Annotated in this window: 12 protein-coding genes; 4 read left to right on the top strand and 8 right to left on the bottom strand. The window is 68.6% G+C overall.

The genetic code is table 11. The features are described from left to right. Window positions 1-6 precede the first annotated feature (6 nt). A complete protein-coding gene (locus tag AW272_RS05760; protein ID WP_066361577.1) occupies window positions 7-1,227 on the top strand; it encodes a glycosyltransferase in 1,221 nt (406 codons plus the stop codon). Next, window positions 1,224-2,126, top strand: a complete 903-nt coding sequence (locus AW272_RS05755) for a TauD/TfdA family dioxygenase (protein ID WP_066361575.1) — start codon at window positions 1,224-1,226, stop codon at window positions 2,124-2,126. The genes AW272_RS05760 and AW272_RS05755 overlap by 4 nt, the downstream gene beginning before the upstream one ends. Window positions 2,127-2,203: 77 nt before the next feature. On the opposite strand, the gene AW272_RS05750 is transcribed toward AW272_RS05755, so the two are convergent. The 8 genes from AW272_RS05750 to AW272_RS05715 all read right to left on the bottom strand — a co-directional run bounded on the left by AW272_RS05750 (window position 2,204) and on the right by AW272_RS05715 (window position 10,837). After that, on the bottom strand, window positions 2,204-3,223 hold the full coding sequence (locus AW272_RS05750) for a LacI family DNA-binding transcriptional regulator (protein ID WP_066361574.1): 1,020 nt from the start codon (window positions 3,221-3,223) through the stop codon (window positions 2,204-2,206). A gap of 27 nt (window positions 3,224-3,250) precedes the next feature. Beyond that, a complete protein-coding gene (locus AW272_RS05745; protein WP_066361569.1) occupies window positions 3,251-4,687 on the bottom strand; it encodes a GH1 family beta-glucosidase in 1,437 nt (478 codons plus the stop codon). Continuing rightward, window positions 4,684-5,580, bottom strand: a complete 897-nt coding sequence (locus tag AW272_RS05740; RefSeq protein ID WP_083958049.1) for a carbohydrate ABC transporter permease — start codon at window positions 5,578-5,580, stop codon at window positions 4,684-4,686. The genes AW272_RS05745 and AW272_RS05740 overlap by 4 nt, the downstream gene beginning before the upstream one ends. Then, on the bottom strand, window positions 5,577-6,551 hold the full coding sequence (locus tag AW272_RS05735; protein WP_066361567.1) for a carbohydrate ABC transporter permease: 975 nt from the start codon (window positions 6,549-6,551) through the stop codon (window positions 5,577-5,579). Before AW272_RS05735 ends, AW272_RS05740 begins: the two co-directional genes overlap by 4 nt. A 110-nt stretch (window positions 6,552-6,661) precedes the next feature. Next, window positions 6,662-8,002 carry an ABC transporter substrate-binding protein gene (locus tag AW272_RS05730; protein WP_066361566.1) on the bottom strand — a complete coding sequence of 447 codons (1,341 nt, stop codon included), beginning with the start codon at window positions 8,000-8,002 and terminating at the stop codon, window positions 6,662-6,664. A gap of 279 nt (window positions 8,003-8,281) precedes the next feature. After that, window positions 8,282-8,887, bottom strand: a complete 606-nt coding sequence (locus AW272_RS05725; RefSeq protein ID WP_066361561.1) for a malonic semialdehyde reductase — start codon at window positions 8,885-8,887, stop codon at window positions 8,282-8,284. A 49-nt stretch (window positions 8,888-8,936) separates the two neighbouring features. Next, window positions 8,937-9,398, bottom strand: coding sequence for a MarR family winged helix-turn-helix transcriptional regulator (locus AW272_RS05720; RefSeq protein WP_066361560.1), 462 nt, complete (start codon window positions 9,396-9,398; stop codon window positions 8,937-8,939). Then, entirely contained in the window at window positions 9,353-10,837 is a 1,485-nt protein-coding gene (locus tag AW272_RS05715) for a sulfatase family protein (protein ID WP_157518360.1), read from the bottom strand. The genes AW272_RS05720 and AW272_RS05715 overlap by 46 nt, the downstream gene beginning before the upstream one ends. A 205-nt stretch (window positions 10,838-11,042) precedes the next feature. Between AW272_RS05715 and AW272_RS05710 the strand changes: the two genes are divergently transcribed. Together AW272_RS05710 and AW272_RS05705 are read left to right on the top strand one after the other, a co-directional pair. Next, on the top strand, window positions 11,043-12,035 hold the full coding sequence (locus AW272_RS05710) for a hypothetical protein (RefSeq protein ID WP_245657207.1): 993 nt from the start codon (window positions 11,043-11,045) through the stop codon (window positions 12,033-12,035). Then, window positions 12,032-13,231 (top strand): DUF6716 putative glycosyltransferase, encoded by a 1,200-nt coding sequence (locus AW272_RS05705; RefSeq protein ID WP_245657206.1) that lies wholly within the window; start codon window positions 12,032-12,034, stop codon window positions 13,229-13,231. Before AW272_RS05710 ends, AW272_RS05705 begins: the two co-directional genes overlap by 4 nt. Window positions 13,232-13,235: the final 4 nt, after the last annotated feature.

Raw genomic sequence — 13,235 nt, 5'->3', positions numbered from 1 at the left:
GGTGGCGTGCCGAGGATAATCGCCGTCACCCACGGCACCGACGGCGACGTGATGCCCTTCGTCCGGCTCGGCGCCGAACTGCGCGGGCGCGGCCACGAGGTGACTTTGATCACCCACGCCCACTACCGGGCGGCGGCGTCCGGCCTCGACTTCGCCGCCATCGACACCGCCGAGCAGTACGCCCGTCACCAGGCCGACACCGCCCAGCTGATGGACACCAGGGGAGGCCTGGGGTGGCTCGGCTTCTACGAGCGCAACGGCCTGTTCGAGCAGCTCGCCTTCGAGGTCAAGGCCATCGCGGAGCGCCACGACCCCGGCCGGACCGTGCTGGTCGGCCGTCACACCTCGGCCCTGTCGGTGAGGTTCGCCGCCGAGCTGCTGAAGTGCCCGGTCGCCTGGGTGGCGGTGTCGCCGATCCAGGTCATGGGCGCCCGCCTGGCGGCCCACATGTACTCGACCGAACTCGCCGCGGGCTTCCAGTCCGTCCGCGACGACCTCGGCCTGCCACCCATAACCGACTGGTATGGCTACTTCGCCGGCGCCACGATGGACATCGGATTATGGCCCCACTGGTTCGACCGGGCCGGCGCGAAATCACCGGCGCGCTTCGAACTCGCCGGATTCGCCGTCCCCGACGCCGTGTCCCGGGGAGCGTTCTCTCCGGATGTGGTGGCCGACCACCCGGTGCTCATCTCCGGCGGCACCGGCCGGATGCTGAACGAGGCGTTCTACCTGTCCGCGTTGAAAGCGGTCGACGGCCTACCGGCTGTAGTAGTGACGCCCTATCCGGAATTGCTGCCCACGCCGCTGCCAGAAGGGGTGCGCTGGTTCGATCGGTTACCGTTCGACCAGGTCGTACCGAAAGTCAGAGCGGTTGTGCACCACGGCGGCATCGGCACCCTCACCCGCGCTTTGATGGCCGGAACTCCGCAGCTCGTTCTGGCCGATGGGGCCGACCGTCCCGACAACGCCGCCCGGCTCGCGAAGCTGGGCCTGGCGAAATGGCTTCCGCCCGGGAAATGGCCCGAGGCGGGGGAACACCTGCGTGAGCTGCTCGCATCGGGGGAGCAGCCCGCAGCTCCGGAGGACCTCGACCCGTCGGCGGGCATCACGAGAACCGCGGCCCTGATTGCCTCGCTCCTCGACCCGCCGCGCCCGAGTCGCCCGGTCCTCACGGAATCCCAGCGCGAAGCGCTCCGCCGTCACCTCAAAAGGGGATCCCGATGACCTGGCAACCACACGAACTGACCTCCCCTGGTCAACCCCTGGCCGACTTCCTACGCGAGACGCCGGTCGACGACCTGCTGATCGAGAAGAAGGCCCTGGTCTTCCGCGGCTTCGGCGTGACCGAGGCGGCCCTCGACGCCCCGATGGACCTGCTCCTGCCCAACCGGCTGGCCTACGTCCACGGCAACTCCCCGCGTACCAAGGTCGGCCAGAACGTCTACACCTCGACCGAATATCCGGCCGAATACACCATCTCCATGCACAACGAACTCTCCTACGCGGCGACCTGGCCCTCGCGCCTGATGTTCTTCTGCGCGAAAGCCGCCGAGTCCGGCGGCGCGACGCCCGTGGTCGACGGCGTGACGTGGCTCGAATCGCTCGACGCCGATGTCCGGGAGGCGTTCGCCAAGGGCGTCCGCTACACCCAGAACCTGCACGGGGGGATGGGCCTGGGGAAGAGCTGGCAGGAGACCTTCGAGACGTCCGACAAGAAGGAGGTCGAGACCTTCCTCGACGCGTCGTCGGCCGAATGGACGTGGCGGAGCGACGGCGGCCTGCGCGTCACCCAGATCCGCCCCGCGACCACCCGCCACCCGGTGACCGGGGCGGAGGTCTGGTTCAACCAGTCGGACCAGTGGCACCCGGCGTCCCTGGGCGACGAGACGGCCATGATGCTGGCGGAGATCATGCCCCCGGAGGATCTTCCGCAGTCGGTCCAGTACGCCGACGGCACCCCCATCCCGGCCGACCACGTCATCCAGGTGCGCGATCGGGGCCTGGAACACGCGGTCGACGTGAACTGGCGGACCGGCGATGTGTTGCTGATCGACAACGTCCTGGTCGGCCATGGCCGCAGACCCTTCCAGGGCTCCCGCCGGGTCCTGGTCGCCATGAGCTGAGCCCGTGGAAGCCGGCGGTCCGGTCGGGAGAGCCGGGCCGCCCCACGGGCTGTCCGGCCTTCCTCACCACCGGGTGATCAGGTCGACGCCCTGATCACGAGGTGGGTGTCGAGGATGACGACCGGCTGCTCCAGCGGCTCGCCGTTGATGCGGGAGACCAGGAGCTGGACCATCTGGCGGCCCATCGACTCGGTCGGCTGGTGGACGCTGGTCAGCGGCGGCTCCGTGTGGAGCGCCACCTTCGAGTCTTCGAAGCCGATCAGCGCGACGTCCTGCGGCACCGCGCAGCCCCGTTCCCGCAGCACGCGCAGCGCGCCCACCGCCATCGGGTCGGAGGCCGCGAACACGGCGTCGAGATCGCCGTGGCGTTCGAGAAGTTCGCGCATCGCCGTCGAGCCGCTCTCCTCGGAGAAGTCTCCGTAGACGACCCGTTCGGTCAGCCCGGTCGCGAGGAGGGCGTCACGGTAACCAGCCAGCCGGTCGACGCCCACGCCCATGTCCTGGGGGCCGGCGATGGTCGCGATCCGTGTGCGGCCCTTGCCGAGCAGGTATTTGATCGCCTGCCTGGCCCCGGCGCGGTTGTCCATGTCGACGTAGCTGTAGGGGTTCAGGCCGACGGGGCGCCCACCGAGCACGGTGGGAACGCCCAGTTCCTCGAGGCGGCCGGGCAGCGGGTCGGCGCCGTGGACCGAGGTCAGCAGGACGCCGTCGACGTGTTGCCCGGTCAGGTAGTGCTCCAGGCGGTCGTGCTCGTTGCGGTTCTGGGCCATGCTCAGGATGAGCTGGAGGCCCGTTTCGGCCAGCGCCGACCCGATTCCCCTGATCAGGCCGGCGAAGTAGGGCTCGTCGAACACGCGCTGCTCGGATTCCGACACCACCAGGGCGATGGTGTCGGTCCGGTTGGTGACGAGAGTGCGCGCCGCCCGGTTGGGCACGTATCCGAGTTCGTCGATGGCGAGGAGCACGGCGTCGCGGGCCTTTTCGCTCACCTTCGGTGAGCCGTTGATGACCCGTGAAACCGTTCCTCGCCCGACTCCGGCCCGCGCGGCGACGGCTTCGAGCGTCGGCCTCACGACCGAGCGGCGGTCCCCGTTCATCAGTTTTGCCCCCTCACCACGTTGGAGCTATTGTGCCGGACCCCGGAGGCCCCCGTGCCGGATGGTCTCGGCATACCAGAGAGCGCTATCTTTCAGGATGCGCGTCTGGGTTGGATAGTCCACGTAGACTAGGCCGAATCTTTTGCCGTAGCCCCACGCCCACTCGAAATTGTCCATGAGCGACCAGGCGAAGTAGCCCTCCAGCGGCACGCCCGCCTCGATGGCCTGGTGGCAGACCCTCAGGTGGGTGTCGATGTAGGCCTGGCGCTCGGCGTCGTGGACCGTCCCCTCCTCGGTCAGGACGTCGTCGTAGGCGGCGCCGTTCTCTGAAATGTACAGAGGAACGGCGGGGTACTCGTCGCGCAGGCGGGTGAGCACCTCGAACAGGCCCGATCCGTCGACCTCCCAGCCCATGCCGGTCACCGGGCGGCCGCCGTTGACGAAGCCCACGTGTTCGTTGCCGGGCCATGCGGAGCCCGAGTCCGTGGGGGCCGCCGAGGCGGACTTGGGGCCGCCTTCCGCGCCGGTGACGGTGAAGCGGCTGTAGTAGTTGATCAGCAGCATGTCGAGCGGGGCCGCGATCAGCTCCAGGTCGCCGTCCTTGATGTACTCCTCGGGCGCGATCAGCGGGGTCAGGTCGTCGAGGACGTCCTGCGGGTACCGGCCGAGCATGAGGGCGTCCAGGAAGAAGCGGTTCTGCATGCCGTCGATGCGGCGGGCGGCCTCGCGGTCGGCCTCGGTGTCGCTCTGGGGGCTGATCGCGTAGAGGTTGACGCAGCCGCCGATCCTCGTGTCGGTGCGCTGGGCCCGCATCGCCTCCACGGCCAGGCCGTGGGCCAGGTTCAGGTGGTGGGCCGCCTTGATCGACTCCGCCGGGTTCCGGCGGCCGGGGGCGTGCTCGCCCGAGGAGTAGCCGAGGAAGGCCGCGCACCACGGCTCGTTGACCGTGGCCCAGTTGGCCACCCGGTCGCCGAGGGCGCCGTGGGCGATCGCGGCGAAGTCCGCGAAGCGCTTCGACAGATCGCGTGACGGCCATCCGCCGTCGTCTTCCAGGGCCTGCGGCAGGTCCCAGTGGTAGAGCGTCACCCACGGCGCGATGCCGTAGGAGAGCAGCTCGTCGACCAGGTTCTTGTAGAAGTCGAGGCCCTTGGCGTTGACCTCGCCCTTGCCGTCGGGCTGGATGCGCGACCAGGAGACCGAGAACCGGTAGGCGGTCAGCCCCAGATCGGCCATCAGCCGCACGTCGTCGCGGTAGCGGTTGTAGTGGTCGATGGCCAGCGACGCGTCCTCGCCGCCGACGACCCGCCCTGGCTGCGCCACGAAGGTGTCCCAGATGGAGCGGCCGCGGCCGTCGGCCGAGAGGGCGCCCTCGATCTGGTAGGCCGATGTCGCGGATCCCCAGACGAAGCCGGTGGGGAACACCAGACCGGGGGTGTCGATCTGGGTCTCTGTGTTCTGGGTCACTCCTTGACCGCACCTTCCATGAGTCCGCCGATGATCTGGCGTCCGAAAAAGACGAATACCAGCAGTAGGGGAATGATCGAGATGGTCGTGCCCGCGAAGATGAGCACGTAGTTCGTCGAATAACGGTCGTTCAGGGCCCTCAGGGCGACTTGCACAGTCGGATTGTCCGGCGTGAGCACGATGAGTGGCCAGAGGAACTCGTTCCAGATCAGCATGAATGTCTGGATCGCCAGCACCGCCATGCCGGGCCGGACCGCCGGTACGGCGACATTCCACCAGATGCGCAGGGTGCTCGCGCCGTCGACCCGCGCGGCCTCGACCAGTTCTCTCGGTACGGCCTGGCGGGTGTACTGCGTCATGAGGAACACCCCGAAGCCGTTCACCAGGAACGGCAGGATGACCGCTTTCAGCGTGTTCGTCCAGCCCAGCGTGACCATCATCTGGTAGAGCGGCACGATGCCCATCTGCTGCAGCGGCACCATCATGGTCAGCACGACCGACAGCAGCAGCAGGTTCCGGCCCCGGAAGGTGAGCGAGGCGAACGCGAACCCGGCCAGGGTCGAGATGATCACGATGCCGATCGTCACCGTGCAGGCGATGATGATCGAGTTGATGATGCCCGTCATGAAGTGGGCGTTCTCGGCCTCGAACACGGCCCTGATGTTGTCGCCCAGGTTGCCGGCCGGGATCAGCGGCGGCGGCATGCTGTGCGCGTCCTCGTTGGTACGGGTCGCGATGACGATCATCCAGTAGATCGGGAAGATCGACAGGAAGATGGCCAGCCCCAGCATCGCCTTGGTCATCGTGGTGGCGCGGAACGGGTCGAGGCCGTCCGCTCCAGCGCGAGACCGGCGCGGCGAGCTCTTCGGGGCCCGGTGGGTCAGCGTCGTCATCGTGATCTCCCAAGGCCGCGGACGATGGCGAAGTTGATCAGCGCGGTGATCATGATGAGCAGGAACAGGATCCAGGCCGCGGCCGCGGCGTAGCCGTACTGGAAGTCCCGGAAGCCCTCCTTGACGATGAACATGGCCACCGTCTGGAACTGGCCCGTCGTGCCGCCGGTCATCAGGCCGGCGCCGAACATCACCGGTTCGGCGAACAGGGTGAAGCCGCCGATCGTCGAGACGATGACGGTGAAGATGATCGTGGGCTTGAGCAGCGGGACCGTGATGCCCCAGAACTGGCGGCGCGGGGAGGCACCGTCGATCGCGGCGGCCTCGTAGAGGTCCTTGGGGATGGTCTGCATCGCGGCCAGGTAGATGATCGCGTTGTAGCCGGTCCAGCGCCAGTCGACCATCGTGGCGATGGCGACCCACGACGACCACTTCGCGTTCTGCCAGTGGATCGGCTCGATGCCGAGCCCGCCCAGCACCCAGTTGATCAGGCCGTAGTCACGGCCGTACAGCTGGGTGAAGACGACGGCGACGGCCACCACCGAGGTGATGAGCGGCGCGAGGATGCTCAGCCGCAGCACCAGCCGGCCGCGCAGTTTCTTGTTCAGTGCGTTGGCCAGCAGCAGGGCCAGGAGCAGCTGGGGAACCGTCGCGATCACGAAGATGCCGACGGTGTTGAGCACCGCGTTCCAGAACTTGTCGTCCGCGAGGAGCTCGGTGTAGTTCTCCATCCCGATGAACGTCTTGTCGCCGGCCAGCTGCCAGTCGTGCAGCGAGACCCAGGCGGTGAAGATCAGCGGGAAGATGCCGAAGATCGCGAACAGGATGAAGTAGGGCGAGACGAAAAAATACGGTGCGGCCCGCAGGTCCAGCCAGGAGAGCAGTCGCCGGCCGCCCGGCGGGCGCGCGTGCCGCCGCGGCCCGGGCGGCACCGTGCGGGTCCGGGAGCCCGCGTCGACGCTGAGGCTCATCGTCAACCTTTCGTGGAAGGAGCGGCCGGCGGGCGGGTCGCCCGTGCCGGCCGCTCAGGGGTCGAGGTGACCGGCCCTTTCGCAAGGGCCGGTCAGGCACGGCCGGGGGATCAGCCCGCGGCCTTCACGCCCTCCTCCACGAAGCGGGTCCAGGCTTCGTCCCACTTGACCGAACCCTGGTCGGCGCCCACGAGGACTTCCTCGACGGCGGCCTTCACCTGGGCGTGCTTCTCACCGAAGAAGACCGGTGCGAGCTGCGCGACCGAGGCGGCGAAGATCGGGCCGCTCGGGGCGTCGTTGAAGTACGGGTTCTTCGCTTCCGCGACGGTCGGGTCCTGCTGCGCCGGCACGGAGCTCGGGAAGTTGCCGCCCTCCTTGAACGCCGCGACCTGGCCGTCCTTCCCGGTCAGGAAGTTGAGGACGTCGGCGGCCTCCTTCGGGTGCTTGCTCTGCGAGGGCACCATCAGCCACGAGCCGCCCCAGTTGCCGGAACCGCCGGGCACCGCCGCGACGTCCCACTTCTTGGCGTTGCCCTCACCGGAGGTGCCGGAGATCACGCCGAGCATCCACGACGGGCAGCCCATGGTGGCGAAGCCACCCTTCTGCATCGCGGTGTTCCACTCTTCGCTCCAGGAGCGAAGCTTGGCGGTCAGACCCGCGGAGCTGAGGGACTGCACGTAGTCGAACGCGGCCTTGACGCCCGGGTTCTTGTCGACCACGAGGGCCTGGGACTTGTCGAAGTAGTAGAGGCCGCCGTTCTTGCCGGCCTCCTGGGCGAGCACCGAGTTGTACACGGTGTTGGCGCCGTCGACGAAGCCCGCGTCCTTGACCTTGCCCTTGAACTGCTTGCCGACCTCGAGGTAGTCGTTCCACGTCGGCCAGAGCTTGGAGACCTCGTCGCGGTTGGTCGGCAGGCCGGCCTTCTCGAACAGGTCGGTGCGGTAGCACATGGCCATGCCGCCGATGTCGGTGCCGAGGGCGAACAGCTTGCCTTCGGTGTTCACGCCCACGTCGTACTTGAACGCGGGGAAGTCGGCCTTGCGGCTGTCGAGCCCGTACTGGCCGAGGTCGGCGAAGTACTGCGGGCGGGCGGCCATGAGGCCCATCGCGCCCTCGTCCATCGCGATGATGTCGCCGGCGCCGCTGCCGGCCTCCAGCCACTGGAGGACCTGGGGCAGGTAGGTGTCCTCAAAACGGTCGGTCAGGTTGACGTACTTGACCTGAACGTTGGGGTTGGCCGCGTTCCACTGGGCCACCGCGTCGTCGTAGGCGAAGTTCTCGCCGCCGCCGAAGGTGTTCAGCGTGATCTCGATCTTCTCGGCAGGGGCCGCGGAGCCGCCCGCGCTTGGTGCCGCTGCGGGTGCCTCGTCGCCGCCACAGGCCGCTGCCGTAAAGACCAGCGATCCTGCGGCCACGGCCGCGAGCACACCGCGGCGCGTGTTGTTCATCATTCCGGACCCCTCTCAGGTGGTTCCCGAATTTGTGACTAAAGGTGGGCTCCCGGCCGACCCCCGACTGCTCAGCAGGTTGGGAGCGCTCCCACGAAGAGTCCACTATGGGCCACGCACCCGTCAATATGCCGAAACCTAACTGTTACTCCTGTAACGGTTAGCGACATCTAAAGGGATTCTAGGGGACAAAAAGTACATAACCGCAGTTGGGAGCGCTCCCAGTTCATACAGAACAAAGTGGCCCATCTCACAATCGAGATGGGCCACATGTGGGCAGGATCAAACGGTCGTGACGGCTTCGTGGAGGTCGAGGCGGGGGTTGCGGGCGAACCACGCGTCCGGTCCGGGCTTGCCGATGTTCACCACGGCGAGCACCTCGTGCCGGCCCTCAGGGAAGAACTCCTTCTCCACGGCGGCCTTGTCGAAGCCGGCCATCGGCCCGGCGGCCAGGCCGTGGGCGCGCACGCCGAGGATGAAGTAGCCCACCTGCAGAGCGCCGTTGAACCGAGCCGACTCCACCCGTGCGTCGCGGTCGGCGAACGCGTCCTTCGCGCCCGGGAAGTGCGGGAACGTCCGCGGCAGGTGCTCGTGGAAGTCGACGTCGGCGGCCAGGATGGCGACCAGCGGGGCGGTGGACGTCTTGGCCTGGTTGCCGGGGCTCATGTGCTCGACCAACTTGGCCCGCGCTTCGGGGGAGCGGACGTAGACGATGCGGAGCGGCTGGTTGTTCAACGCGGTCGGGCCCCACTTGATCAAGTCGTAGATCGCGTGCGCGGTCTCGTCGGAGACGGGCTCGTCGGTGAAGGTGTTGGCCGTCCGCGCGGCACGGAAGAGCAGGTCCTGGGCGGTCGCGTCGAGGACGTTCTCGGTTGCAATGGCACTCATGTTGTGCGACAACCTTCTTCGTCAGCAACTTCTTCCCGCGCAACCAAATTTATTCGGTCAAGACTTCTTCGAGCCGGGCCAGGGCCCGCCGCAGGAGCTCCCGTTCAGTGGCCGACAGGGGCGCCTCGAAGTGGCGGTCGACCACCCGCACGTGCACCTCGACGGCCCGCAGGAAGATCTCCGAGGCCTCCTCGGTCGGCCGGATCAGCGTCATCCGCCGGTCGCCGGGGTGGCGGGCCCGGGTGACCAGCCCGGCCCGCTCCATCCGGTCGAGCAGCCGGGTCATCCCGCCGCTGGTCAGCGTCAGGTCGAGAGCGCTGATCGCGGTGCAGCCGTCGTGGTCGCGGTAGAGGCGCATGAGCACCTCGAACATCACGTGGGTGATCCCGATCTCGTCCTGCAACGCCCTGTCGATCAGGTGTTCCAGGGTGGTCGCGGCCCGGATCAGATGACCGAATCCTGGGCTCAGCCGATCACATGCGGCGCGTTCGGGGGTCGGGGTCCGATCCATTGCACTCCTGAGGGAGGGAAATCTGACCGTTCACCCAAAATGGTATCGGCGACCCGGCATCCGGCCCCCGAACACGCGTGCAGCGCGGCCAATCGGCCCGACAGCCCGGAGAGCAGCGCGGGGTCGGCGGTGGCGGCCAGGTTCGTCAGCTGGTGCGGGTCGCTGATCATGTCGTAGAGCTGGCGCTCGCCGGTGTCGTACTCGACGTAGGCGTGGGTCTCGGTGCGCAGCGCCCGGTAGGTGGGCGGGCAGCCCGGCGCGTAGTCGGGCTTGTCGAACTCCACCAGCACGGCGTCGCGCCACGGCACCTTCTGGCCGCGCAGCAGCGGCGCCAGCGACCGGCCCTCGACGAAGCCCGGCACCTGCGTGCCCGCCAGTTCGGCGAAGGTCGGGCCGAGGTCCACCGTCGAGCCCAGCGAGGTGTCGACCCGCCCGGCCTGCACCCCCGGCCCGCGCACGATCAACGGGATCCGGATGTCCTCCTCGTAGGGCGTCGTCTTCCCCGACCGCAGCCGGTGCTGGCCCAGGTGGAAGCCGTTGTCCGAGCCGAAGAAGATGTACGTGTCATCCAGCTTCCCGGCCTGCTCGAGCGCCGAGACGACCGTGCCCACCAGGTCGTCGAGGCCCGCCGTCGAGCGGAGCCGGTCGCGGTACATCTGGTCGAGGTTGCGCGTCACCCGCCGCGACATCGGCTTGCGCTGCTGCACCCAGAGCGGCTCGGCCGACAGGTCCTCCTGGTTGAACGACGGCGTGCGCGGCGCCCGCGCCCCCTCGAACGCGTCGGCGTGGCGCGGGGCGTGGTTGGCCGGGCGGTGCGGCGCGGTGGGTGACAGGTAGAGGAAGAACGGGTCGCTCCGGCGCACGAACGAGGCGGCCTTGCCGGCCAGCACGTCGGTCAGATAGTCCTCGGGCTGCCCGCCGCGCTCGACGATGATGCCGTCGTCGTTGAGGGCGTAGCCGTATTCGCGGTAGAGGTTGGTGACCGGGACCGCCCACTCGTCCCAGCCCGGCGGGATGTAGGTGCGCGGCACCTCGTGGCCCGGATACTCGTTCAGGTACTTGCCGAACAGCGCGGTGCGGTAACCCGCGTCCTTCATCCAGGTGCCGAGCGTGCTCTCCTCCAGCGGCTTGAACCTCCTGAACCCGCCCGTCGGGAAGCGGTTGCTGGTCACGCCGTGGCTGTGGATGTACTGCGAGCGCAGGATCGACGACCTCGACGGACAGCACCACGGATTCGTCACATAGAAGTGCGAGAACGTCGTGCCGCTCGACGCCAGCCGCCTGATGTTGGGGAACCGGTGGAGGTCGGCCGTGTCGAGGTCGTCGGCCAGGATGAAAACGACGTTCGGAGGCGCCTTCGCAGCGGTGGCCGGGGTTATGGTCAGCGGCGCCGCCAGGAAGGCGAAAGCGAGACCGCAGGCGAGACTCCTCTTCAGCATGGGGCAGATCATTGCCTGTGTTACACCTGCGAAAACGTACATTTAGCAGCGGACCGTACACGAAACGTAGTGGATTCCTTCAACCGGTTGCACCGTTGTAATCGCTCCGGGACAGTGATTCACATGAGATCCGGGGGTTCACGTATTCGGCTGTTCACCCGTCGTTCCCTGTCCTGTCGACAACGGCGGCTACGGTGAGCCCGTCGTGAACGGGTCCATGGAGTGTTCTGCGAGTCCTGACGGTTCGTCCGTCGCGTGGGTCGAGTCCCCGCTGCAACTGCTCTGCGTCATAGAGGCGCAGCACGCGGGACTGCTCGGCGACGACGCCACCGTCGTGCCGCGCTCCGGCCTGCCCGCACTCCGCCTGACCCGTAACGAGATCTCCCGGCTCGACCTGCCCACCGGGCTGAGGTTCGCCGAGCCCACCGCGAAGATGCCCAAGCCCGGCCGCTCCTGGGCGGTCGGCGACGCCTTCTCCGGGCGCGTCCAGCTCAGCCTGCTGACCTCGCCGGTCCGGCGGCTGCTGCTCGTCGACGACGGCCTGGCCACGATCCGGCTGCTCGAACTGCTCGCCGCCCGCCGCCCGCTGCTGCGCGCCCGTGCCGTGCCCGGCACCGCGCGCACCGCCATGGGGGCGGTGGCGGGGGTGCGGCTGCGCCGGCTGGCCCGCCGCAGGCGTCTCACCGTCTTCACCGCGCTGCCGGTGCCCGACGAGGTCGTCGAGGCCGTCCGCGCCCTCGGCGCCGACGTGGTGAAACACGATTTCCCCTGGTTGCGCAGCCAGCCCGGCAAGCGCCCGCCGACCGAGAAGACGGTCGTGCTGGGCACCTCGCTGGTGCGCAACGGGCTGATCCACCGCGACGCCTACGTGAAGTGGCTGACCGCGCTCGACGAGCCGGTCGCCTACTACCCGCACCGCCGCGAAGACCCCAGGGACCTCGACCGGGTCCGCCGCATCGACGGCGTCACCGTCTACGAGACCGGCGCCCCCGCCGAGATGACGTTGCGCGACCTGCGCCCCGGCCAGCGGGTGCTGAGTCTGCCGTCGACGGCGGTCACTTCTCTCCGTATCCTGCTGCGAGCACGCGGCGTCTCGGTGGAGACGGTCGACGTGCCGGACGACTGGTGGACCGCCTCAGCGGGTCCGTCGCTCCGCTCCCACCTCCAGCTTTTCGCTCACGAAAGAGTCGCTCCTTGATCCGCGTTTTCGCCGTGGCCGATTCCGACTCCTACTTGAAATGGGCCGCGGGGCTCGTCGGAGGAGCCCCTGCCGACTGGCAGATCGAACTCGCCGTGGTGCGCACCCCGATCGCCCCCTCGGAGTCGCAGATCACCGCCGCCGTCAGCGGGACCCGGTTCCACGACGTGCCGACCCTGGGCGCGCGGGCGCTGCGCAAGGCCGCCGAGCGGTTCAGGCCCGACGTGATCCTGGTGTCCTGCACGGGGCCGGTCGTCGACGCCCTGGTCAGCGAGGTCCTGTCCGGGCTGAAGCCGCGTCCCGTCTTCATCACCGGCCTGCCCGGCATCTCGGTCCCGGCCACCGAGAAGGCCTGGATCTACCGCAGCGGGTGTGACCTGTTCATCCTGCACAGCGGCCGTGAGACCCAGGAGTTCGGCGAGATCGCCCAGCGGCTCGGAGGTGGCGGCCAGATCGCGCTGGCCCGGCTGCCCTACCTCGACCTGACCGGCCACCCCTCGGCCGGCGACGCGCGCGACCGGGTCGTGTTCGCCACCCAGGCCAAGGTGCCGATGAAGCGCGACGACCGCGAGAGCGTGCTGCTGGCGCTGAAGTCGCTCGCCGACGCCCGGCCCGACCTGCGGGTGGTCGTGAAGCTGCGGGCCCGCGACGACGAACGCCAGACCCACAACGAGAAGCACCACTACGAGCGGCTCTGGAAGACCATGGCCGCCGACGGCCGGGTGCCCGCCGACAAGCTGTCGTTCGAGGCAGGGCCGATGCACGAGCACCTGGCCCGCGCCCACGGCTTCGTCACGGTCAGCTCGACGGCGGCGCTGGAGGCCATCGCCCAGGGCGTGCCGCTGCTGGTGCTGTCCGACTTCGGGGTCAGCGCCGAGATGATCAACCTGGTGTTCGAGGGCTCCGGCTCGCTCGGCACCCTCGACGACCTCGCCAAGGCCGATTTCCGCACCCCGACGCCCGAGTGGTGCGCGGCCAACTACTTCCACGAGGCCGCCCACAACGACTGGGCCGCCCGGACCCTCGCGCTCGTCCAGGCCGCGCGTGCGGGCACGCTCGCCCGGTCGTCGTCGCTGCTCGACGGCCCGCAGCACTCCGGCGCCCGGCGCCGCGCCCGGCTGCGCATCGAGGTGCCGCCCAAGGTTCTCCGGTACGGCTACCGCGCCAAGAAGAAGATCCGGAAGCTCCTCAAGTAACCGG

Source organism: Herbidospora mongoliensis, assembly GCF_001570545.1.
In the GTDB taxonomy this organism is placed as follows: domain Bacteria; phylum Actinomycetota; class Actinomycetes; order Streptosporangiales; family Streptosporangiaceae; genus Herbidospora; species Herbidospora mongoliensis.
Note: the sequence above shows the minus strand (reverse complement) of the source record. Positions and strands in the feature narration are given on the sequence as shown.

Excerpts from the sequence above, each read along its gene's own strand:
- AW272_RS05740 (WP_083958049.1), bottom strand. The coding sequence starts at position 5,580 with ATGACGACGCTGACCCACCGGGCCCCGAAGAGCTCGCCGCGCCGGTCT.
- AW272_RS05725 (WP_066361561.1), bottom strand. The coding sequence starts at position 8,887 with ATGAGTGCCATTGCAACCGAGAACGTCCTCGACGCGACCGCCCAGGAC.
- AW272_RS05750 (WP_066361574.1), bottom strand. The coding sequence starts at position 3,223 with ATGAACGGGGACCGCCGCTCGGTCGTGAGGCCGACGCTCGAAGCCGTC.
- AW272_RS05715 (WP_157518360.1), bottom strand. The coding sequence starts at position 10,837 with ATGCTGAAGAGGAGTCTCGCCTGCGGTCTCGCTTTCGCCTTCCTGGCG.
- AW272_RS05730 (WP_066361566.1), bottom strand. The coding sequence starts at position 8,002 with ATGATGAACAACACGCGCCGCGGTGTGCTCGCGGCCGTGGCCGCAGGA.
- AW272_RS05755 (WP_066361575.1), top strand. The coding sequence starts at position 1,224 with ATGACCTGGCAACCACACGAACTGACCTCCCCTGGTCAACCCCTGGCC.
- AW272_RS05735 (WP_066361567.1), bottom strand. The coding sequence starts at position 6,551 with ATGAGCCTCAGCGTCGACGCGGGCTCCCGGACCCGCACGGTGCCGCCC.
- AW272_RS05720 (WP_066361560.1), bottom strand. The coding sequence starts at position 9,398 with ATGGATCGGACCCCGACCCCCGAACGCGCCGCATGTGATCGGCTGAGC.